Source organism: Pseudoalteromonas mucoides, assembly GCF_049257175.1.
Taxonomy (GTDB): Bacteria; Pseudomonadota; Gammaproteobacteria; order Enterobacterales; family Alteromonadaceae; genus Pseudoalteromonas.
This window is the reverse complement of record NZ_JBMMUC010000013.1, coordinates 76,312-99,726: the sequence shown is the minus strand read 5'-3', so window position 1 is coordinate 99,726 and position 23,415 is coordinate 76,312. Positions and strand designations below refer to the sequence as shown.

The following is a 23,415-nucleotide window of genomic DNA, read 5'->3' as shown; positions in this document are numbered from 1 at the left end:
TTTTTTTACAGGTATTAAAAAAGGCAGCGAATGCTGCCTTTAAAGTGAGCTTGATAAGTTAATTAAGCGTCATCTTTATTAGCTAATTGCTGCTCTAATAAGGCAACTTTAGCTTCCAGTTCAGTTAATTTTTCACGCGTACGAATAAGTACTTGGCTTTGTACATCAAACTCTTCACGGCTGACAAAGTCCATTTCAGCTAGTTTATTTTGAATAGCCTGCTTGGTTTTTACTTCAAAAGTATCCGCGAGGTTTTTTACACCTTGTGGCATATTGCTTGAGATTTGCTTGGCGATTTCTTCAATTTTTGCTGGGTTGATCATGTCTATCCCTCGGTGTCGCGTAAAATGATAATAACTAATCTTACCTTATTGGCTAGGCGTATTGTAGTGATTACGCTAAAATTGCCCGTCTTTAATGTAATCTCTTTGGTCGTTATGAAACTCAATCCTAAACAAGATGAAGCGGTAAAATATATTAGTGGCCCATGCCTAGTGCTGGCAGGAGCGGGCTCTGGTAAAACGCGAGTAATCACTAATAAAATCGCTTACTTGGTGCAAAAGTGTGAGTATCAAGCGCGCAATATAGCCGCGGTTACTTTTACCAATAAAGCAGCTAAAGAAATGCGCGAACGGGTGATGCAAACGCTCGGTAAACAAGAATCAAAAGGGTTATGGGTATCTACCTTTCATACTCTCGGCCTTGAGATCATTAAAAAAGAGTTAAAAACCTTAGGGTTTAAACCGGGTTTTTCATTATTTGACGATCAAGATACCAATCAATTATTAGGTGATTTGACAGAAGATGAGCTGAAAAAAGATAAAGACTTACTTAACTTATTGAAGATGCAAATCGGCAGCTGGAAGAATGAACTCATTTTACCAGAGCAAGCTATTCGCGAGGCTCGCGAACCGCAAAAAGCATTGTTTGCCCAACTTTATGCGCGCTATCAAACACAATTACGTGCTTATAATGCATTAGACTTTGACGATCTGATCATGATCCCAACATTGTTATTAAGCACTAATGCCACGTCTCGTGAGCGGTGGCAGCAGCGTTTTCGCTATTTGCTAGTGGATGAATACCAAGATACCAATACTAGCCAATATCAGCTGGTTAAGTTGTTAGTAGGCGAGCGTACTCGCTTTACTGTAGTAGGTGATGACGACCAATCAATATATTCATGGCGCGGTGCCCGTCCTCAAAACCTTGTGCTGTTAAGTAAAGACTTCCCAGGGCTTAGGCTTATTAAGCTCGAGCAAAACTATCGTAGTGCAGGGCGAATTCTTAAAGCCGCGAATATTTTGATTGCCAATAACCCTCATGAGTTTGATAAAAAACTGTTTAGTGAACTAGGTTACGGTGAGCCAATAAAAGTAATTGGCTGTCGTGACGAAGAGCATGAGTCTGAGCGAGTTGTTGCGGAAATTATTTCGCATAAGTTTATGAAGCGCACAAGCTATAAAGATTACGCCATTTTGTATCGGGGTAACCACCAAGCCCGTGGGTTTGAAAAATCATTAATGAGTAACCGCATTCCGTATAAAATTAGTGGTGGAATGTCGTTTTTCTCTCGTTCTGAAATTAAAGATATCATGGCGTATCTACGCTTGCTCGTGAACCAAGATGACGATAATGCATTTCTACGTATTGTGAATACGCCGCGTCGCGAAATAGGCACAGTCACGCTTGAAAAGCTGGGGACATTAGCAAATGAAAAACACGCGAGTTTATTTGCTACCTGTTTTGATAACGACCTTAGCTATCGATTAAAAGGGCGTGGTTTAAATTCGTTAGCAGGGTTTGCCCGCTGGGTGGTTGAGTTGTCTGATAACGCTGTACGGGGCGATACGCTCGAAGCAGTAAAAGACTTGATAAGACAAATTAACTATGAGGCCTATTTATACGAGTCCTCACCGAGTGCCAAAGCCGCAGAGATGCGGATGAAAAACGTTTCTGAACTGTACCGTTGGATCACCGACATGCTTACGGGTGATGCAGATAACCCCCCTATGACATTGGCCGAAGTAGTGAGCAAGTTAACGTTACGCGATATGCTAGAACGTAACGAAGAAGAAGACGAAAGTGATGCGGTACAATTACTTACGTTACATGCTTCAAAAGGTCTTGAGTACCCGTATGTGTTTATGGTGGGAATGGAAGAAGGATTACTGCCGCACCAAGTCAGTATTGACGAAGAAAATGTCGATGAAGAGCGCCGCTTAGCGTATGTGGGTATCACTCGTGCACAACAAGAGCTCACCATGACTTATGCGAAAATTCGCCGTCAATTTGGTGAAACGTCACAAACGGAGTTGAGTCGCTTTGTGCAAGAGTTGCCACAAGATGATTTAGCGTTTGAAAATAAAAAGGCACCAAATACGCAAGCTGAGAGAATGGAAAAGGGCCAAGCTCGCGTTGCAAACCTGCGTGCTATGTTAAAAAAGCCTAACTAATTTTGTTGTTGCTCACTGCTATCAAGAGTTGCATCCGCAGGAGATAACATATTAATTGCATGTTGCTTACCAACAAATAAAGATAAGCCATGAGTATCTAATAAGGCTCTAAAATTTAAAATTGAAGGGCCTTTTGCAATCACTTTAACTTGCTTGATTTTAGTGATTGCTAATACACCTTGTAATTGTAAATCGTAGCTTTGTTGTTGTAATACCCGCTTGCTAAATGTTGAGCTGAGCAGCAGGTAATCAAAGTTAAGTTCAGTTAATAGGTTTAACTCGCAACGATCTTTAGCAAAGTCGTTTAAGCCAATAGCATAGCCCTGATCACTCAATTGTTTAAGGTTGCTTATTTGTACCGCAGACGCATATCGAATTTCTTGTTCATTAAATAATAAGCAAAGCTGTTTTTTATTTATTTGGCTTTGTAAGGTTAAGCACAAAGCTTGAAACTCAATTTTTTCCAGTAATAATGCAGAGCAAGGTAATAATGCCACGCCTAAATTAGCCGCTTGGGCTTGTTTACAAGCTTGATCTAAAAGGAGTAACTCAACTTCTAGCTGCTGTGCTTTGTCAGCGGCAAATTTCTTTAAAATATCAAAGCTGGTGCTGCCAAGTACAGGGTGTTCGCCAAAGGCTTCAATTAATACTTCAGATTGAAATTGCTCATTTAGGGTGATGATCTCAGAGCTGCGAAAATGCATTGGTAATGCATCGAGATGATGGCTAGCCTCAAACTCCTGATTGTTGGTAGTCACATTAAGTAGCGGGTGAAAAAACTCAAAACGACTGCGACCTGCGTTTTTAGCGTAGTACATAGCCGCATCTGCATCACGAATAATTTCATCGGTGTGCTTATAATGTGTTTTTGAATAGGTAATACCCACACTGGCACCACTTTGTACACAAATACCTTTCATGCAAAATGGTTTTTTCATAAGCTTAATTATGCGCTTTGCGACATCTTCGGCTTGCTGACGCTCTGTTAGGTGAGTGAGTAAGATAACAAATTCATCACCCCCAAGGCGCGCTAATAAATCGTGTTCACGTATACATTGCGAAAATGATTCAGCCACCCCAATTAAAAATTGATCGCCCGCTTGATGACCGAGTTGATCGTTAATGTCTTTAAACTTATCTAAATCTATAAACAGTACCGCAAATTCTTGTTCAGGGTAGCGTTGGTAGTGTTGTAAGGTTTTTTCAAGCTGGGTCAAAAACAAGCTGCGGTTTGGTAAACCGGTGAGCGAGTCGTGGTGGGCATCGTGATATAATTGCTGTTCTATTTTTTTCCGCTCTTCTATTTGCATCTGCAAATGCATGTTCGTTTGGCGAATTTCTTTCGTTTTTTCAGCGACGCGATGCTCAAGATTTTGGTTACTACGCTTTATTGCTTGGCTTGCTAAATGTGTTTGTAATACGCTCGCAATTTGGTGAGAAACAAAGGTAATTAATTCACAATCATCGTGATTAAAAATATGCTTATTTTGATAAGCTTGGCAAACAATTAAGCCAATAACGCCTTGCGAGGTTTTTAGTGGCGCTCCTAACCAGCTGGTTGCTATTTGCTGCTCTGGTACTAATTCTGGGCGCTCAACAACACCACTTTTTATTAACTTTTCAGCGCGGATTGAATCAATTAATTGCGTTTTCTCAGTACTTAATACTAGCTCGCTATAACCTTTGGCAAAAGGGCGAGGTTGGGTATTGGGGTTAAATTCGTCGACACAATAAGGAAAGTTTAACCAGCCTGATTTCTTGTCATACAGAGCAATGTACAAGTTTTTAGCGTAAGTTATTGATTTTATTATCTCATGAACTTGCTGATAGACTTCTTCTATATGTTTGCTCTGGGTGGCAAGTTCAGATATTTTAAACAGAATATGCTGACGTTCTAACGTTTTTTTATGTTGTTCAACTTCAAGATTGAGCGCTTCGTTACTTTGCGTAAGAGCACGGGTGCGTATTTTTACCTCAGACTCTAATAATTCACGTTTTTTAACCCGCTCAATTGCTGTTGCAAGGTATAAAGACATGACTTCAAGCAGCTCTATTTGTTGCTCTGAATAACTTTGTTTTTTATCGTAACTTTGTGCTACAAGAACACCGATTATTTGTTTTTCTCGATAAACAGGTACACCTACCCAATGTTCCGCTGGTGAGCCAAGTAATTTAAAATGCCCTTTGTCAGCAGCTTTCTGCATCTCATTACCTTGGTAATAAGTTGTCTTACCTTGCTTGAATACATAACCTGTGACACCTTGACTAAAGTTATGATCTTGGTTTAAAGGAATAGATATACCGTCTTTTTCATCGGCGAAATAGGATAGCTCTAGAGTGTTAGTAAATTGATTTAATAATACAACGTAAAAACTTTTACTTGGTACATAGTCTTGCAAAATATTGTGTATTGCAGGATAAAGTAGGTTTAGTTCGGCAACTGTACTTGCTTGCTCTGATAGCTGTATCAGGGCATTTTGTAGGTGATGTGATTGCTTGTACTTTTTAACTAAAGCGGATAAACGGGCATTCTTATGCTCTAGTTTTTGTAATAAAGCTGCTTTATCTTCCACTGACGTTAAACCGACTGTTTTTATTGTATAATTATTACACTCATATTTTCATTTTTTAGGTTAATCGTCAAGTAGATAATAGTATTAGAAGAAGATAATAATAATTCACTATAAAACATTAATATTTATAGTTTCTCTAACAAAAAAGACTGGTAAAAACCAGCCTTTTGAATTTAAACTAAATAATTAAGTATTATTTTTTAGACATGAAATCAATGGCAGCTTGTAATTCATCATCAGAACAATCCATACAAGTGCCTTTAGGAGGCATTGCATTAAAGCCATTAATAGCATGATCTAATAGCGTCTGTGCACCCTTAGCTAAACGAGGGGCCCAATCCTCAGCTGATTTTGGCGCGCCTAGTGCACCTGTGCCATGGCATGCAAAACATGCAGCTTGATAGACTTGTTCACCAGAACGAGGACCTGTTGGCACTTCAGCAACAGCTGCTTTATCGCCTTCAAAGTAAACGGCACCGATTGGTGCGATACGTTTTTTGATCGCATCTTCGGTCATAGAGTTATCATATGGCTGTGCGTATGCGGTGGTTGCTAGCAATAATAATGCTGCTGATAGTTTTTTCATTTTGCCTTGCTCACTTCGATTTGAACGTGATCAATCACGATAGATGACGGAATTTAGAACGATTATATACCCAAACCACCCCAAGATGCGAGTTTCAGTTGGAATTAAAAGCGATTTAGACAAGGCATTGATTGCAAATAATGGTTGTTCCCTTGTTAAAATCAATAACGCAGTATAAATCGCTTTTAAACCAACCCGATGGGCGTTTCACAGGCACTTACTCTCAGCGTTGTTACTTCTTAAAAGGGACTGCCATTGTTGCAAAGTAACGCCTTGATATTAAGCACCTGTTAAACGCTGAATTCTGTATCTTGGGGTGGTTTGGGTATAACGCTTAGCCACAATTTATAAAATGCTGTGAGCTGTTTTTATTTTGAAAAAACGACATTTTTTGCGTTAGCGCAAAATGTCGTTAAAAAATTCACTCATTGTTTAACACATTTTTATGACTGCTTTGACTAGCTTTTCAATTCCTGCATCGGCATCTAATATAGATTGCGCAAGCATATATGCAGGTGTTGTAACTACTTTATGTTGTTCATCAATAACAATCTCATCCACAGAGCAGTTGATGTGTTTAGCGCCTAAGGTGTTAATAGCTGATGCTGTGTCAGCATCATTACCAATGGTGGTTTTTACACCTGCTCGATAGATCAGTGGGATCATTGCTGGTGCTATACACATATAACCTGCAGGTTTAGCCATGTCAGCAAATTGCTTACAGACTTGCAATACATCTGAGTTCATCTGTGCTTGAGCTCCTTTAACTGCAAAATCGCAAAGGTTTTTAGCGGCGCCAAAGCCGCCTGGAATGATCAATGCGTCAAAGTTTTCAGCGTTTAGCTCGGTTACTGGTTTAATATCACCACGGGCGATACGAGAGGCTTCGACTAATACATTTCGATTTGGCGCCATTTGCTCGCCTGTGAGGTGATTAATTGTATGCAGTTGTTCTATATCAGGGGCAAAACATTGATAGCTTGCATCGGCTTTGGCTATATGGAGTAATGTAAGTACTGCTTCGTTTATTTCTGCACCATCATAAACACCACAACCAGCTAAAATTACAGCAATTTTTTTCATAATGAAGATCTCCTTGAAATTGATATGATCAGTCTAGCATGCAGCAGAGTTAAAATAGAGATCAGCGAATTATAAAAATAAATTTATTCCAAAATACCAGTGTAGCAAAGCGAACTCGCGGTATATGCTTTTTTTAAAGTCACTAAAGAGGAAAAAATTATAAAGGATCACTATGATCTTTGATCCATTATGGTAGAATGCTCGTCCGGTTATTTAGAAGGGTAAAAAATAACCGTTTAGTAGGTTGAAAATAAGTAGGGTCATATAAGACAATTACAAGGAAAGTAAAGTAATAAAATTGCTTTTCCACATTGGCCTAATAAAAATAAAAAAAGAACGCCGTATTATCTTTTTATATAAATCAACTGGTTATAGTTTTTCTAAGTGCTTTTTGCTACTTTGGAAGAATTAACTGTGTTTGTTATCTACAAAGTTATCCACAGCTTGCTCTTGTTTTACCCTCTCAAACAAAATCTAATTCAAGTCGTTTTATGTGTGTCCTTGTGGCATGCTTATAGTTATTTCGTTTTATCTCATTTAGGATCCAATTACATCATGGCTCAGATCCCCGAAAATCCACTTATCTTAGTTGATGGCTCTTCATACTTATTTCGTGCATACCATTCGCCACCACACTTAACTAACTCTAAGGGTGAAGCAACTGGTGCTATTTACGGTGTGGTCAACATGCTAAAAAGCTTGATCAAACAGTATGATCCATCTCATATGGTGGTGGTGTTTGATGCTAAAGGTAAAACATTCAGAAATGATATGTATAGCGAATATAAAGCGAATCGTCCTCCTATGCCGGATGATCTGCGTACACAAATAGCGCCATTACATGACATTATTAAAGCGATGGGATTTCCGCTGATCAGTATTGAAGGTGTTGAAGCTGATGATGTAATAGGCACTTTTTCACGTATCGCAACTGAGCAAAAGCGCCATGTATTAGTATCTACCGGTGATAAAGACATGGCTCAGCTAGTAAACGAACATGTTACTTTGATCAATACCATGACTGATAGCATTTCAGATCCCGTAACAGTTGTTGAGAAATTTGGTGTTGGCCCAGAGCTAATTATCGATTACTTAGCGTTAATGGGTGATAAAGTCGATAATATTCCAGGTGTAGACGGTTGTGGCCCAAAAACTGCGGTTAAGTGGCTACAAAAGTATGGATCATTACAAGGTGTGTTAGATCATGCCAGTGAAATCAAGGGTAAAATCGGCGAAAAGCTAGCTGCCGCAATAGATCATTTACCACTGAGCTATGAATTGGCAACTATAAAATGTGATGTTGACGTTGAATCTGATCTTGATACATTTAAATTACAAGAGCCAAATAAAGACGAGTTAATTGCATTATATGGTGAATGTGAGTTTCGTCGTTGGTTAGCCGAATTATTAGATAACCCTAAAGATACAGATACTCATCTTGCAGTGCCAAGTGAAGCAAACGAATTACCTAAAGTGGATGATGCGCACTACGAAACCATTTTAACTGAGCAGCAACTCGACACATTAGTTGAGCAATTAAACGCAGCCCAATTATTTGCCTTTGATACAGAAACAACCAGCCTAGATTACATGCAAGCGCAATTGGTTGGTATGAGCTTTGCGGTAAAAGCCGGAGAAGCAGTTTATTTACCAGTGGCCCATGATTATCCTGGTGCTCCAGAGCAGTTAAGTTTAGATACAGTAATGGCTAAAATTGGTCCTATCTTGGCTGATGAAAATAAAGCCAAAGTCGGGCAAAACCTTAAATACGATAAAAGCGTATTAGCTAATGCGGGTTTTGAGTTAAAGGGTATTAAGTTTGACACTATGCTGGAGTCGTACGTGTTTAACAGTGTGGGTACTCGCCATGACATGGACTCGCTGGCACTGAAGTATTTAGGTCATAAGAACATTAGCTTTGAAGAGATTGCCGGTAAAGGCAAAAAGCAATTAACCTTTAACCAAATTGAGCTGGATAAAGCCGCGCCATATGCCGCGGAAGATGCAGATATTACGCTGCGTTTACACCAAGTATTATGGCCAAAAATTGAGGCCGACGAAAAACTAAAATCAGTATTTGAAGAAATAGAACTACCGCTTGTTAGTGTTATATCAGATATTGAACGCACTGGTGTTGCGATTGACAGTAAAATGTTGGCTGCGCACAGCCAACGTTTAGGTGAGCGTCTACTTGAGCTTGAAAAAGAAGCCTTCGAGATTGCCGGCGAACCATTTAACTTAAGTTCACCAAAACAGTTGCAAGTTTTATTGTTTGAAAAGCTTGAGTTACCTGTTATTAAAAAAACACCAAAAGGCGCGCCATCTACAGCAGAAGAAGTACTTCAAGAGCTTGCGCATGACTACCCGCTACCAAAAGTAATTATTGAACATCGTGGGTTATCAAAGCTTAAATCAACTTATACCGATAAACTACCATTAATGGTTAATGAGCAAACTAACCGTGTGCATACCTCTTATCACCAAGCGGTAACGGCAACAGGACGCTTAAGTTCAACCGATCCTAACTTACAGAATATCCCGATCCGTTCAGAAGAAGGACGTCGCATTCGTGAAGCATTTGTCGCAGCAGATGGCTATAAAATTGTTGCTGCCGATTACAGCCAAATTGAACTGCGAATTATGGCGCATTTATCACAAGATAAGGGCTTACTAAATGCCTTTGCTAATGGCCTAGATGTACACAGTGCAACAGCCGCAGAAGTCTTTGGGGTTGAGTTAGAAGATGTAACCACCGATATGCGCCGTAAGGCTAAAGCAGTTAACTTTGGTTTAATTTATGGTATGTCGGCATTTGGCTTAGCACGTCAACTTGATGTGCCACGCCATGAAGCACAACATTATATTGATAAGTACTTTGAGCGTTTCCCTGGTGTTTTAGATTATATGGAATCAACTCGCGAAAAAGCTGCAGAAAACGGCTACGTTGAAACTATTTTTGGGCGACGTTTACACCTGCCTGAGATCAACGCGCGAAATGGCGCACGGCGCAAAGGTGCAGAACGTGCAGCTATCAATGCACCAATGCAAGGTACTGCAGCAGATATTATTAAAAAGGCCATGCTTACAGTGCATAAGTGGGTCGCTGAGCAAGCGCCTGATACCGTTAAATTACTGATGCAAGTACACGATGAATTAGTCTTTGAGATCAAAGCGGATTGTGCAAAGCAATATACCGCAGAAATTTGTCAGTTAATGTCACAGGCTGCTCAATTAGATGTACCGCTAATTGTTGAAGCTGACACCGGTGATAACTGGGAGCAAGCGCACTAATGCGCTAAAGCTTAGGTTAATACATCATATTAAGATAAAAGCGCCCGAGGGTGCTTTTATTGTAACGAAAAGGTAAATTTATCGAACAATATGTGTTCAAGCGTTATTTGTTCATTAAATCGAACCAAAATAGAGGGTTTTTAATTTATTTTTAGGACTGATTTTGGTAAAGTCCGCGCCGTCCTCATCCTGTAGGACATCCTGTTGATGATGCACTCGAAAGGGTGCAACTTATTGATAGCTTCTCCCCAGTTTGCTATACCGGCCCAGCATTTATTTGTTGGGCCGTTTTTTCTTCTGTTACCTTAAAAAACAACCTAACTTGAGCCTACTTCTATTTATTGCACTTCACAGTTGAGGTGATACCATTGAATCTCATTTTCATTTTGAAAGGATCGCGTCGTGATTAAATCAATCGCTGTTTTAGGTTTTTCGTTAGCAAGTTTATTAGCAAGCAATGTAGCGTTTGCTGATTGGCAGTTAAATAATGATCAAAGCAAGGTGAGCTTTGTTTCGATTAAAAATAACAGTGTTGCTGAAGTGCATCATTTTAAGGCGTTGTCAGGGAGTCTAACTGAGCAGGGTATGTTTAAAGTCGATATTGACTTGTCATCTGTTGAAACAATGATCCCTATCCGCAATGAACGTATGACGAAGTTATTATTTGAAACGGTTAAGTTTCCTGCGGCTACGTTAACTGCTGATTTAAGCAAATACTTAACGACCATTATCCCAGGCCAGCATGTTTTAAAAGGTATAAAGGCACAGCTATCTTTTCATGGTGAAACAAAAGAAATCACCACTGATGTGCTTGCTAATATGTCGCCAGAAGGTGACGTAACTGTGTCATCTGTATCGCCTATTATTATTAACGCAGCCGATTTTGCAGTGACAGGTGGTATTGCGCAATTACAAAAATTAGCTGGATTATCAGCTATTGCGACGGCTGTGCCTGTTAGTTATTCGCTGACATTGAGCAAAGATAAGTAATGTTATCGGTTTCTGAGCTGGCGGCGAGTTTGTCACAGCCAAGTAAACCCTTTGAACAGTGGCAACCTACCGAGTGTGGTACGTTGCCAATTGTTATTGATAACAACGGCAAATGGCATTATCAAGGTAGTGAAATATCTCGTATCGCTATGGTTAAGTTGTTTGCGTCAGTATTATGCAAAGAACAAGATACGTATTATTTAAAAACGCCAGTAGAGAAAATAGCGATCACCGTTGCGGACGCACCATTTGTTATAGTTAGTTGGCGTTATGAGCAAACAGCACAAGGCGACGTACTGTGTTGTATCGATAATATTGATCGGGTGTGGTTAGTAACGAAAAAGCAGTTTTTGTACATGCAAGACTATCAAGGAACAGCAATACCTTACTTACAATTACCTCATGGTTGTAGCGCTAGAGTTGCACGAAATGTGTTTTATCAGTGGGCTGAACAAATAGCTCAAGCTGATGAGCAAGGCTATTTTGTTCAATCTGCAACGCAGCGGTTTTATTTATAACAGCTATTAAGCGTCTGATTCAGGCGTTTGCTCTGTAGGCGGTACTGCAACGATTGGGCCTAAGTACCATTCATCAAGTTTTTTCGCCAGCTCAGGTAAACCCGTTCCTTTAAGTGATGAAAACGCATGAACGGTAATATCACCTTCCAAATTGCTTAACTCACGACGAACTTGAAGTACTTGTGCTTTGCGTGCACCTTGCTTGAGCTTATCGGCTTTAGTTAATAGTGCTAAAACAGGGATTTCACTGCCAATTGCCCAATTAATTAAGTCTAAATCTAAGTCTTTTAAGGGGTGGCGGATATCCATTAACACCACGATGCCTTTTAAGCTTTGACGTTTTTGTAGGTATTCACCGAGCGACTTTTGCCATTTCTTCTTCATTTCGATTGGCACTTTAGCGAAACCGTAACCTGGTAAATCTATTAAACGCATATTATCAACGTTTGCTAATTCAAACGTATTGATAAGCTGTGTTCGCCCAGGTGTTTTACTTGTACGGGCAAGTTTTTGATCAGTAAGTGCATTTAGCGCACTTGATTTACCAGCATTAGAACGACCAGCAAATGCAACTTCAATTCCCGTATCATCAGGTAATTTAGTGATATCTGGAGCGCTGGTAACGAACGACGCAGTGTTGTATTTGATACGAGATTTAAGCACGGGCTTTCCTAAGTACAATAATAATGAATAAAGAGTAAACCATGTTTACTCAGGGCGCGTATTTTATACTATTACCAACACATTAAAAAGCGTATTTAAGGTAACTAAAGCACCTTAAATTAACTAAAACCATATGAACAAAGCTTAATCTAGGTCAAAACCCTATAATTTATAAGTTTAATATGAGTAGAAAACGTGCCAGAGAATTTATTATCGTGTAGAATATATAAATCGCAACATCCATATTGTAGATGATACAGGGTCGGAAACAGAGAATTCACCATGAAAAAAATAGCACTATCTTTAACTATATTGCTTGGTGCGTTGTCAGCAAGCAACGCAACAGCATTTGATGGCGATGTAAACGCAGGTAAAGAAAAATCAGCAACGTGTGCGGCTTGTCACGGCCCAGACGGTAATGCGCCGGTTAATATCTACCCAAAGATTGCAGGTCAACACGCAGACTATATTTATAAACAGCTTACAGAATTCAAACTAGGTATGACTTCTGGGGGCAAAGAAGGTCGTATGGATCCCGTGATGAGTGGTATGGCTATGCCGCTTAACGATCAGGATATGAAAGACTTAGCTGCTTACTTTGCATCTCTTAATATGTCTGAGGGTGCAACACCTAAAGATGTTGCAGAAGTTGGTGCGATGTTATTTAAAGCCGGTGATGCAGAGCGTGGTATTCCATCATGTGCATCGTGCCATGGCCCTCGCGGTAATGGTTCGTCTTTAGCTAAGTTCCCGAAGATTTCTTTCCAACATCCAGGTTATATCAAGTCGCAACTTGAAAAGTTCCGCGATGGTGGCCGTAATAATGACTTAAACGGTATGATGCAAGATGTAGCGAAGAAATTAACAGATAAAGATATTGAAGTACTGTCTAAGTACTTAGGTGGTTTACACTAAAGTTGTATAGATTAGCCTTAGAGCTAGTATTATATTACAGAGTTGAATAAAAAAGCAGCGCAAGCTGCTTTTTTTTGTTTAAAATTCGTCGCTTTAGCTCACTCTCTTGTAAGACATTGCCCATGTCGTGGTGTAGGAAAATTCCTATTTTTATTTATTTTATAATTGTAGGTTGTTGTTATTTATTGTTTTTGTTTTGTTGTTACTTGTATCCTGTAAGAAAAAATATATAAATTAGTTGTAACAAAATTATTAATGCGTAAATTAACCCCTGTCGCAAAAAACAATAAAAACAAAATGGATAGAACTATAGGGATAGTAATTAGCGGCATATTGGGATTGGCATCAGTTGATGCTACAAAGGAAATACTAAAAAAGTGTCATTGAAGACCGAAAATAATAAAAACTCATGGAAGTTTGATAATAATAAAAAAATGGAATGGTACACGGAAGATAAAAACAATAACAAAATGGAACAGCAATAATAATAAAAATAATAAAGACTAAAAAGTCGAAGGGAGAAGTGTCCAGATTTATGGCGCTCAGATTAGTAGGCGGTAGAGATGTTTTCTCTACCGCCTTTTTATTTGTCCTGTTACAATAGCACGCGAAATAGTGCGCTAGTAGTCGAGTAACCCAACCTCATTTCCGCACAAACCGAATTCTTCTGGCAAGGCCAGCACTGCAACGCCATAATGTGTGTTGTTCAAAACCTCTTAAGTGAGATGATCAAGATATGAGTAGAAAGAAAAAATCACGTAAAATACCGTCTAACGGCCCTGTTCGTTTAAGTAAAGATAAGCTTCAGGAAATGCGTGCTTTAAAAGAGCAGCGCGTTAAAAAGCATAAGGGTGCAAAACCGGGCTCTCGTAATGCTGTAGATGAACTGCAGCCGGAGACAAAAAGTAGCAACTCGCAAAATAAAGATAAGCGTGTAGGCAGTAAAAAGCCAGTGCCTTTAGTTGCTAAAGCACCTGAGCCAGTGGTTGAATTAAAACGCAACCTAAAGCCTCAGGTTGAACTGAAAAAAGTGACTGAACCAGAATTATCACCAGAGCAAGAGCTTGAAGCCTTAGAAAATGATGAGCGTTTATTAAAATTAGTTGAGCGTCATGAAAAAGGTGAAATGTTAACTGGTAAAGATGCTAAGTACTTTAATAGCCGCATAGATCGTCACCAAGTGCTGTGCGAAATCTTAGGTATTGAAGATGAGCCAGAAGATGACTTTGACGATGAGGAATATGAAGAGCAAGGCAACAGCGACTTTGATCAATACCTGTCGAATGATTTAGCCAACGAATGGTTAGATGACGACGAGGATGATAAATAATGACGATGATGATCTTAGCTCTGTGTGTGGGCGCTGTGATCATCGCTGGTCTTGCATTCTACGCAGGGCAGCTGCTGTATAAGCTCAGAGCGCAAAATAAACTAATCGCTAAGGAGCAAGCTAAGCAACAACAAAAGCTTGCTAAGTCGCGCTTAGAGCGTAATGCTAAGCTTGCTGATAGCATTCATTTAATTGCTCGCGCCATGGAGCAAGAGCAATGTGAGTTTTCTGAAGGGAGCTTACGAATTTGGGTGTTGATGTCGCAATATAGTTTTGCCGATGAAGGTGACTTAACACTTCGTTATCCGGGTATTTTTGCTATGTACGAAGTGGTAAAAGAAATGCCAACCCACGAAGCCCGCAAAAAATACTCGAAAAAAGAGATTTTTAAGCAAGATACAGCTCGTTGGCGCGCAGAAGAAGAACATGCAGAGCAAATAAAAGCAGACTGCAAAAAAATTATTGAAGAATTTCAAGCTGCCCCCGGCAGTGAAAATGTAGTATTCAATTAGAAAAAGCAGGCCTAGCCTGCTTTTTTATTACCTGCTAAGTCCCCTGTTAAATTACCCGAGAAAATCGTGTTGCGTTTATTTGCTTTAGTAGGTGGGCGTCAAAACACATACAGATTATACGAATAAATAAATTCCCTCGTGCTGTCACACGAATAATACCATTTTCTATTTTTACTAAGCCGTCACTCTGCAGTGGTGCTAACGCAGTTAACGAATCAGCAAAGTAGCGCTGAAAATCTAGCTGGAATTTAGTGGCTACATGTTGCATATCAAGCTCAAAGTGACAAATTAACTGCTTGATTACATCAGCACGAATTACATCATCTTGGTTTAACTTCATTCCTTTACAAATAGCACTACCCACATTGTTGTCGATTGCATGGTAGTAGTGCTTTAACTCTTTTTGGTTTTGCAAAATAGATGTGCCAATTTGTGAGATTGACGATACACCCAAGCCTAGTAAGTCGCAGTTGCCGTGGGTGGTATAACCTTGAAAGTTACGGTGTAACTGTTGCTCATTTTGTGCCACAGCCAGCTCATTATCGGCTTTTGCAAAGTGGTCCATGCCGATGAACTGATAACCCGCTTCGTTCATTTGTTCAAGGGTGTTTTTGAACATAGTGAGTTTATCGTGGGCGCTAGGTAGGTCAGCATCTTTTATTTTTCGTTGTGCAGCAAAACGCTCAGGTAAATGGGCATAGTTAAATACAGAGACTCTATCTGGGGCGAGCGCTATTAATTGCTCAATGGTTTCTTTAAAGCTGTGTGGTGTTTGCAAAGGCAAGCCATAAATCATATCAGCATTGATTGAGTTGAAGCCAAGCTCACGAGCTTCACTGATCAAGCTTTTTACTGCATCTGCACATTGCGGACGATTAACGGCAAGTTGTACCTCATCGTTAAAATCTTGAATCCCAAATGATACCCGATTAAAGCCTAAAAAGCGTAAATGATTAAGCATGCCATCAGCAAGCGAGCGAGGATCAATTTCAATACCGCGCTCTGCATCAGGACTAAATTGAAAATGCAGTTCAAGTAAGCCGATCAGGCGTGCCATTTGAGCTGCAGTTAAAAAAGTGGGTGTACCACCGCCTAAATGCAGTTGCTCAACTTGATAATGATTAAACAGTTGTGACTGTGCAATGATCTCTTTTTCTAAGTAATCCAGGTAAAGATCGGCCTTTGACTGATGGCGAGTAATGACTTTGTTACAGCCGCAGTAATAGCAAAGTTGACTACAAAACGGAATGTGAATATATAAAGAGAGGCTGTTAGTTGACGATGATTTTACTGCATCAATAAGGTCATTTTGCTGGTAGCCTTCATTAAACGATAAAGCTGTTGGATAGGAGGTATACCGTGGCCCCGATACATTGTATTTGTTTATTAAGCTTTGATCCCACTTGGGTAAATTAATCATCACGCGCACCTTTATATAAAGTTTGCGTCATTATAAAAAGTTGCAACAAAGCGTTATTGATCTACAACAAAAAAAGAGTGCACAAGGCACTCTTTTTATTTTTATAAGCGTTAAAGCTTAAATTGATTGACTGTGCTATTTAGTGAACTGGCAAGCTCATTCAAATCACGTGCTTCATCGGCAAGCTCTAATGCATGATCCGCGGTGCTGTTCACTAAGTGATTAATAGCCGACAAACTGCTATTTATATCTTCCGCGACGACAGTTTGCTGCTCAGTAGAGGTCGCTATTTGATGGCTTTGATCTTGAACACTTGTTACCGCATTGGCTATGTTCTTCAGCGCATCGAGTACTTCTTGTGTTTGTGTAACGGAGCCTTGCGCGCGCTCTTGACCTTGTTGCATCATGATCGATGCTTTTTGAGCAATTTGTTGTAAACGCGAGATCATGTTACGAATATCATCGGTAGATTCTTGGGTGCGACTAGCAAGTGAACGTACTTCATCGGCTACTACAGCAAAGCCTCGGCCTTGTTCACCGGCTCGTGCTGCTTCTATTGCGGCATTAAGTGCAAGTAGGTTTGTTTGATCTGCAATTGAATTGATTACATCAACAACAGCACCAATGTTGCCACTTTCTTGCTCTAAGCCAGCAACCACCGTAGACGCCTCACCAATATGCTCAGCCAGTGCTGTCATCACACTTTGGGCGTTCTGCGAGCGAGTAGCGCCATCCGCAGTTATGCTTTGTACTTCTTCTGCGGCGCTATTGGTGTGCTGCGCATTACGTGAAATCTCCATTACTGTGGTGGCCATTTCAGTTACTGCCGCACTCACGCTATCAACTTGTTGTTTCTCTTGCTGGATCTCATCATTGGTTTTCTGCGATACCGATTTTAACTGCGCTGCTGCATTGGTCAGTTGCTCAGCCTGTGCTGCTGTGTCTAACATCATAGCGCGAAGTTTATCAATAAAGGTATTCATGTGATGAGCTAATTGTCCCACTTCATCTTTACTATCAATAGTGATCTTTTGTGTTAAGTCACCATCACCCGAGGCAATGTCGCGCATAATGTGAGTTAGAGTGGTAATTGGTTGGGCTATCATATGAGTTGCCCACATGATCATTGCAATAATGATCAAAAGAATAATTACAACAGAAGTCGTGGTCGTGGTGACCGCTTGATTCACTGGCTCATCAATCATCGAACGGGGTACTAAAATACCCACATACCAGTTTAGGTAGGGCTCTTCTAGCTGTAAGCGGTCATAAACAACAAAATACTCTTGCCCTTGCAGAGTAACACTAGCATCACCACGGGTGTTGCTCTTCATTTCACGGTTTAATTGGCTAAAGCCGCTGGTATTACTGAACTGTTTTTCTAATTGCTCTAGGCCTTCTTTACCATTGGGGCCTTCGTCAGTAACCGACAGTTTGTGGTTGGTACGGTTAGATAGATGAACAACTTTTTGATCGCCATCAAGTAAAAATCCGTAACCTTGACCATTAAAGCGAATGTCTTCAACCATTTTATTGATTTTGTTGAGCTGTAAATCAACACCACCAAAGCCGATAAGTTCACGTTGTTTGTTATATACAGGCTGTTGCACAACCGCAGAGGCGTTCCCTGTGGTCAAATCAACTGAGATAGGCCCAACATAAAGACGGTTTAGTTTTAGGGCGTCCTGCCACCAGCCACGCTTATAGGCATAATAAGGTTGGCCATTATAATGAGTTGTACGTTCATGCTCTTTAAAGTATTCGCCAGTTTTTGCTGAGGCAAAAAATGCTGATAAAACATTTTCATCACTGCTACTGATGCGGACAAAGTCTTGATCGACTTCGTTATACCCAGGTGCACCTTCAAGCGGTTGATCTCGTTGATCCCAGGCATCAAACCAGTTCACTAAGTGTGGGTTTGTCACAAAGGTGCTGACTAATTTACCGTATTTAGCAAAGTAGCCTTGCATTGAAAGTTGTTCGCTTTGTAGATAGCTATGAGCTTCGCGCTCAATACCTTGTCGCGATAGCGAGGCGATATGATTGACAAAGTAGGCTGAGGCAATAATTAGTAAAACACTAATTGTCCCTCCAATTAACAATAATATTTTTTTTCGCAATGATAGATTTTTAAGCATGAGTGCACACTTTCTTGTTATTTAGTAGAGTAGGCGTATCTATATAATCATATCTTAGTCTTAATCGCCATATTATGGGGTAAGGCAAATGCAGCATTTTTTATAAAATCGTAAGGGTCTTGTTACTTTATGGGAAAATTCGAACGAAAATTAATCGTTTTAGGGGCGGGCTGGCTAGGTCAGGCTTTATGCTTAAATAGGCTACAGCATAATTGGCAAGTTCAAGGAACGCATCGAAGTGCAGAGCATCAAGAAGAATTTTTAAGGCAGTTTGTTTTACAAAATGGGCAATTAATTCATCAGCTGGATTTAGAAAATGCATGGTGGGTGTGTGCGATGCCACCACGCAGCCGACAACCTGAAAGTAACTATCAGGCGACTTTAGAGCGCAGCTTAAGATTAGCAAAAGCAATGAATGCACAGGGTTTTTTGTTGTGCTCATCCACAGGCGTGTACGACCCCAGTGCAAATATTTATGATGAAGCAAGTGATATTACTGCTTCAGGTGAGCGCCAACAAAGATTAATCGATGCCGAGCAAAGTGTGTTAAATGCTGGAGGTAAAGTATTGCGCCTTGCTGGATTAGTCGGGCCAGGGCGAGAGCCAGGACGGTTTGTAGCTGGTAAGCAATTAAACAGTTCTAGTCAACAAGTTGTGAATATGGTGCATCAGCAAGATGTTGTAAATGCAATTGTGACCGTACTTGAACAGTGGCAAACGGCAGCACCTATTTATAATGTGGCTAACCCTGCACACCCAAGTAAAGCTGATTACTATAAACAAAAATGTGCGCAATACGGTACACCAGCACCTACATTCACCAGTGATGTAAAAGCCGAGCGCATTATTAATGGCTCGGCAATCGAATCACTTGGTTTTAACTATCAGTTTGATATTTAAATAAGCCTTAAGCTGTCTAGCACGATGGTAGAACATCACTAGGCAATAAGTTACACAGTACACCTTGCGCCAATAATGTATTAGCGGATTCGATATCAGGACCAAAATAGCGGTCTTTATCGTAGTAGCTCACTTTTTCGCGCAAGGTTGCTTTTGCTTGTTCAACTTTAGCCGATGCTTTAAGTGGTGCTCTAAAATCAAGGCCCTGGGCTGATGCTAACCATTCAACGGCGAGCACGCCTTGAGTGTTATCGGCCATTTCGCTTAAGCGACGCGCAGCAAATGTGGCCATTGATACATGATCTTCTTGGTTTGCTGAGGTCGGTAAGCTATCTACGGATGCTGGGTGTGCGAGTGATTTATTTTCAGAAGCCAATGCGGCTGCCGTTACTTGTGCAATCATAAAGCCAGAGTTAACACCGCCATTTTCAACTAAAAAAGGCGGGAGCTTTGACAGGTTTGAGTCAATTAGTAAGGCAATACGTCGCTCAGCCAATGCGCCGATTTCGGCTATCGCTAGGGCTAGATTATCCGCAGCCATTGCAACAGGCTCTGCATGAAAGTTACCGCCAGAGATAATATCGCCAACATCAGCAAATACTAACGGGTTATCGGTAACACCGTTAGACTCACACAACAGTACTTCAGCAGCTTGACGAATTTGGGTTAAGCAAGCGCCAAGCACTTGCGGCTGACAGCGTAAACAATAAGGGTCTTGCACTTTTTCACAATCAACATGGGCTTCACTGATTTGTGATTGTTTGCCAAGTATGTCACGAAATACTGCCGCTGAATCAATTTGTCCACGTTGGCCACGAACGTCATGAATACGTGCGTCAAACGGTGAGCGGCTACCCATTGCAGCTTCAATGCTCATTGAGCCAATTGCGCAACTTTGTGCATACAAATTTTCAGTGCGGAATAAGCCTTGTAAGGCAAATGCGGTCGATGCTTGCGTGCCATTTAAAAGAGCCAGCCCTTCTTTGGCCGCTAAAGTGAGAGGCTCAAGACCTGCAATTTTTAGACCTTCACTGGCTTTAATCACTTGCCCTTGGTGACGCATTTCGCCTTCACCCAACAGAGGTAGACACATGTGCGATAGCGGCGCTAAATCACCCGAGGCGCCAACAGAGCCTTTTTTTGGCACACAAGGGTAGACTTGTGCAGCGAGTAGCTGGATAAAAAACTCAATGACTTTTAAGCGAATACCAGAAAAACCACGTGATAATGAGTTGATTTTTAACACCATCATCAAGCGAACTGTACTGTCATCCATATACTCACCAATACCAGCGGCATGAGAGAGTACAATTGAGCGTTGTAATAGCTCAAGTTCGTGTTCGGCAATTTTTGTATTTGCTAATAAACCAAAACCAGTATTTATGCCATAAACTGTACGCTGCTGATCAATTACGTCTTGTACTGTTTGCGCACTGGCAGCAATTTTGATGTCGCTGTCTTTGGCGAGTGTTAATGTTACTGGCGATTGATTTATTTGGCGCAAAGTTGCTAAATCAAGTTGTCCGGGTGTGAGTGTATATTCAAACATGATTAATCCTTCTTTAGCATTGGTAGGTCTAGACCTTGTTCATTGGCGCAATTAACTGCGATATCATAACCTGCATCCGCATGGCGCATTACGCCTGTGGCAGGGTCATTCCAAAGTACTCGTCCTACACGTGCAGCCGCTTCATCAGTACCGTCTGCAACAATAACTACTCCTGAGTGTTGGCTAAAGCCCATGCCTACACCACCACCGTGATGTAACGACACCCAAGTAGCACCGCCAGCGGTGTTTAATAATGCGTTAAGTAATGGCCAATCTGATACCGCGTCAGAGCCATCCTTCATGGCTTCAGTTTCGCGATTAGGACTAGCTACAGAGCCAGAATCTAAGTGATCACGACCAATCACAACAGGTGCTTTTAACTCGCCGTTTTTAACCATTTCATTAAATGCTAATGCTAGACGCGCGCGGTCTTTTAAGCCAACCCAGCAGATACGTGCCGGTAAACCTTGGAACTGAATACGTTCGCGGGCCATATCTAACCAGTTGTGTAAGTGCTTGTCATCAGGAATAAGCTCTTTGACCTTAGCATCGGTTTTATAAATATCTTCAGGATCACCAGAAAGCGCTACCCAGCGGAATGGACCAATGCCTTCACAAAATAATGGGCGAATATACGCTGGTACAAAACCTGGAAAATCAAACGCATTCTCTACGCCTTCTTCAAACGCCATTTGACGAATATTATTGCCGTAGTCAGTGGTTGCTGCACCTGCTTGTTGCAATGCTAGCATGGCTTTAACTTGCACAGCCATAGACTGCTTAGCAGCTTTTACAACAGCAGCCGCGTCTTGCTCACGCATTTTTTCAGCCTGCTCCATCGTCCAGCCTTGTGGCAAATAACCATTTAGTGGGTCATGAGCAGACGTTTGGTCGGTTACTACATCTGGGGTGATATTACGTTCAACTAGCTCACTAAAAATATCGGCAGCATTACCCAATAAACCCACCGAAAGTGCTTCGCCTTTAGCGCAGGCATCATTAATCAGAGTTAAAGCATGATCTAAGTCTGTCGCTTTAACATCAACGTAGCGAGTCTTAATACGAAAATCGATGCGACTTTCATCGCACTCAACGACTAAAGCACTAAAACCAGCCATAGTTGCAGCAAGTGGTTGTGCGCCGCCCATACCACCTAAGCCACCGGTTAACACCCATTTACCTTTAGCATCGCCAGCAAAGTGCTGTTTTGCCATAGCAACAAAGGTTTCATAAGTACCTTGTACTATGCCCTGTGAGCCAATATAAATCCAAGAGCCAGCCGTCATCTGCCCGTACATCATCAAACCTAATTTATCGAGCTCGTTAAAATGCTCCCAGTTTGCCCAGTGCGGTACTAGATTTGAGTTCGCAATGAGTACTCGCGGCGCGTTGCTATGTGTTTTAAATACACCAACAGGTTTACCCGATTGCACAAGTAATGTTTCATCATCTTCGAGTCTATCTAAGGTTTCGATGATTTTATCAAAACAAGGCCAGTCGCGTGCTGCACGGCCAATGCCGCCATAGACAACTAATGCATGTGGATGCTCTGCAACCTCAGGGTCAAGGTTATTCATTAACATACGTTTAGCCGCTTCTGTGAGCCAGCTTTTAGCACTAATTTTATCACCGTGAGGTGCGCGTATAACACGCGATTCATCGAGTCTGTTATTCATAGTGTGCTCCTGTTGTATATACAAGCTTGTTAGTTACAAAAAATACGCATTTAAGCGCATCTTTATGATATTTAATTACTTTTTGTTATTTTTAAACGTTAAGTGACCACCTAAACGGTATTTGCTGCCAGGTGATACTAGGCGTGCAAAACTCACAATGCCCGCTGATGACCATGTTCGACGTATAACCTGTAAGCATGGCTCTTCATGATAGAGGTTTAACCATTGGCACATTTCGCTGTTAGGCATTACTGCTTCGACGGTATGGCGCGCTTCGGTTAATGGTGCCACGCTGGATAAATATTCGTGTGGTGTCAGAGCTGTAAAATCTTGCTGTAGATAGTTACTTGCCAGCGCTGGGTTTACAAACCGCTCTTCTACTTGCAGTGGTAGTTCATTTTCGTTGTGTACTAAAACGCTGCGATAAACCACGCTATTGACCTCAACCCCTAATGCAATTGCAATAGGGGCGAGTGCGTTAATTGACTCTAATACCAATACCGTACAGCTGTAATTACCATTTCGGGCTTTAACTTCATCAGCTATATTTTTAATTTCAAGCAATGACGATTGTGACTTAAAGCTTGCTACAAATGTACCAAGCCCTTGGCTGCGGGTTAAAATACCGGCTTCGGTTAATTCACTTAAAGCGCGGCGGGCAGTCATTCGGCTGACGCTAAATTGCTCGGTCAATTCATTTTCAGAAGGAACACGTTGGTTTTCAAGCCAAGCGCCACTACGAATATTATCAACAATGAATTGCTTAATTTGTGCGAACTTAGGAGTCGTCATTAGTTTAAATTACACTGTGTATT

At 40.9% G+C, this 23,415-nt stretch carries 18 protein-coding genes; 8 read left to right on the top strand and 10 right to left on the bottom strand.

The genetic code is table 11. The annotated features are described in order from the left end of the window. Nucleotides 1-62 precede the first annotated feature (62 nt). On the bottom strand, nucleotides 63-323 hold the full coding sequence (gene ubiK / locus AAEU30_RS14910; protein ID WP_421961160.1) for a ubiquinone biosynthesis accessory factor UbiK: 261 nt from the start codon (nucleotides 321-323) through the stop codon (nucleotides 63-65). A 114-nt stretch (nucleotides 324-437) separates the two neighbouring features. Between ubiK and rep the strand changes: the two genes are divergently transcribed. Next, complete coding sequence (gene rep, locus AAEU30_RS14905) at nucleotides 438-2,456, top strand: DNA helicase Rep (RefSeq protein ID WP_421961222.1); 2,019 nt, start codon at nucleotides 438-440, stop codon at nucleotides 2,454-2,456. Here rep and AAEU30_RS14900 read toward each other — a convergent pair. The 3 genes from AAEU30_RS14900 to elbB form a co-directional block, all read right to left on the bottom strand. Beyond that, nucleotides 2,453-5,029, bottom strand: a complete 2,577-nt coding sequence (locus AAEU30_RS14900; RefSeq protein WP_421961159.1) for a bifunctional diguanylate cyclase/phosphodiesterase — start codon at nucleotides 5,027-5,029, stop codon at nucleotides 2,453-2,455. The genes rep and AAEU30_RS14900 overlap by 4 nt on opposite strands. Before the next feature lie 193 nt (nucleotides 5,030-5,222). Continuing rightward, nucleotides 5,223-5,615: a c-type cytochrome gene (locus AAEU30_RS14895; RefSeq protein WP_421961158.1), complete on the bottom strand. Its 393-nt coding sequence runs from the start codon at nucleotides 5,613-5,615 to the stop codon at nucleotides 5,223-5,225. Between the two features lie 432 nt (nucleotides 5,616-6,047). After that, a complete protein-coding gene (gene elbB / locus AAEU30_RS14890) occupies nucleotides 6,048-6,698 on the bottom strand; it encodes an isoprenoid biosynthesis glyoxalase ElbB (protein WP_421961157.1) in 651 nt (216 codons plus the stop codon). A gap of 555 nt (nucleotides 6,699-7,253) precedes the next feature. Between elbB and polA the strand changes: the two genes are divergently transcribed. The 3 genes from polA to AAEU30_RS14875 all read left to right on the top strand — a co-directional run bounded on the left by polA (nucleotide 7,254) and on the right by AAEU30_RS14875 (nucleotide 11,497). Continuing rightward, nucleotides 7,254-9,989 carry a DNA polymerase I gene (gene polA / locus AAEU30_RS14885; RefSeq protein ID WP_421961156.1) on the top strand — a complete coding sequence of 912 codons (2,736 nt, stop codon included), beginning with the start codon at nucleotides 7,254-7,256 and terminating at the stop codon, nucleotides 9,987-9,989. Between the two features lie 402 nt (nucleotides 9,990-10,391). Further along, complete coding sequence (locus AAEU30_RS14880) at nucleotides 10,392-10,979, top strand: YceI family protein (RefSeq protein WP_421961155.1); 588 nt, start codon at nucleotides 10,392-10,394, stop codon at nucleotides 10,977-10,979. Beyond that, the gene (locus tag AAEU30_RS14875) at nucleotides 10,979-11,497 is read left to right on the top strand and encodes a DUF1285 domain-containing protein (RefSeq protein WP_421961154.1); all 519 of its coding nucleotides are present in this window, start codon (nucleotides 10,979-10,981) and stop codon (nucleotides 11,495-11,497) included. Before AAEU30_RS14880 ends, AAEU30_RS14875 begins: the two co-directional genes overlap by 1 nt. Before the next feature lie 6 nt (nucleotides 11,498-11,503). On the opposite strand, the gene yihA is transcribed toward AAEU30_RS14875, so the two are convergent. Beyond that, the gene (gene yihA / locus AAEU30_RS14870) at nucleotides 11,504-12,160 is read right to left on the bottom strand and encodes a ribosome biogenesis GTP-binding protein YihA/YsxC (protein WP_421961153.1); all 657 of its coding nucleotides are present in this window, start codon (nucleotides 12,158-12,160) and stop codon (nucleotides 11,504-11,506) included. Between the two features lie 282 nt (nucleotides 12,161-12,442). On the opposite strand from yihA, the gene AAEU30_RS14865 reads away from it, so the two are divergent. The 3 genes from AAEU30_RS14865 to AAEU30_RS14855 all read left to right on the top strand — a co-directional run bounded on the left by AAEU30_RS14865 (nucleotide 12,443) and on the right by AAEU30_RS14855 (nucleotide 14,917). Continuing rightward, the gene (locus AAEU30_RS14865) at nucleotides 12,443-13,075 is read left to right on the top strand and encodes a c-type cytochrome (protein ID WP_087532671.1); all 633 of its coding nucleotides are present in this window, start codon (nucleotides 12,443-12,445) and stop codon (nucleotides 13,073-13,075) included. Between the two features lie 736 nt (nucleotides 13,076-13,811). Beyond that, nucleotides 13,812-14,405, top strand: a complete 594-nt coding sequence (gene yihI / locus AAEU30_RS14860; RefSeq protein WP_421961152.1) for a Der GTPase-activating protein YihI — start codon at nucleotides 13,812-13,814, stop codon at nucleotides 14,403-14,405. Further along, nucleotides 14,402-14,917 (top strand): DUF2489 domain-containing protein, encoded by a 516-nt coding sequence (locus AAEU30_RS14855; RefSeq protein ID WP_087532669.1) that lies wholly within the window; start codon nucleotides 14,402-14,404, stop codon nucleotides 14,915-14,917. Before yihI ends, AAEU30_RS14855 begins: the two co-directional genes overlap by 4 nt. Before the next feature lie 46 nt (nucleotides 14,918-14,963). Here AAEU30_RS14855 and hemN read toward each other — a convergent pair whose 3' ends face one another. Both hemN and AAEU30_RS14845 read right to left on the bottom strand, forming a co-directional pair. Continuing rightward, nucleotides 14,964-16,337 carry an oxygen-independent coproporphyrinogen III oxidase gene (gene hemN, locus AAEU30_RS14850; protein ID WP_421961151.1) on the bottom strand — a complete coding sequence of 458 codons (1,374 nt, stop codon included), beginning with the start codon at nucleotides 16,335-16,337 and terminating at the stop codon, nucleotides 14,964-14,966. A 110-nt stretch (nucleotides 16,338-16,447) separates the two neighbouring features. After that, the gene (locus AAEU30_RS14845; protein ID WP_421961150.1) at nucleotides 16,448-18,475 is read right to left on the bottom strand and encodes a methyl-accepting chemotaxis protein; all 2,028 of its coding nucleotides are present in this window, start codon (nucleotides 18,473-18,475) and stop codon (nucleotides 16,448-16,450) included. A gap of 129 nt (nucleotides 18,476-18,604) precedes the next feature. On the opposite strand from AAEU30_RS14845, the gene AAEU30_RS14840 reads away from it, so the two are divergent. Beyond that, the gene (locus tag AAEU30_RS14840; RefSeq protein WP_421961149.1) at nucleotides 18,605-19,375 is read left to right on the top strand and encodes an NAD-dependent epimerase/dehydratase family protein; all 771 of its coding nucleotides are present in this window, start codon (nucleotides 18,605-18,607) and stop codon (nucleotides 19,373-19,375) included. Nucleotides 19,376-19,391: 16 nt separating this feature from the next. Here AAEU30_RS14840 and hutH read toward each other — a convergent pair whose 3' ends face one another. From hutH to hutC, 3 genes are all read right to left on the bottom strand, one after another. Then, nucleotides 19,392-20,924, bottom strand: a complete 1,533-nt coding sequence (gene hutH / locus AAEU30_RS14835; protein ID WP_421961148.1) for a histidine ammonia-lyase — start codon at nucleotides 20,922-20,924, stop codon at nucleotides 19,392-19,394. A 2-nt stretch (nucleotides 20,925-20,926) separates the two neighbouring features. Further along, complete coding sequence (gene hutU / locus AAEU30_RS14830; protein ID WP_421961147.1) at nucleotides 20,927-22,600, bottom strand: urocanate hydratase; 1,674 nt, start codon at nucleotides 22,598-22,600, stop codon at nucleotides 20,927-20,929. Nucleotides 22,601-22,675: 75 nt separating this feature from the next. Next, entirely contained in the window at nucleotides 22,676-23,392 is a 717-nt protein-coding gene (gene hutC, locus AAEU30_RS14825) for a histidine utilization transcriptional repressor HutC (protein ID WP_421961146.1), read from the bottom strand. Nucleotides 23,393-23,415 lie beyond the last annotated feature (23 nt).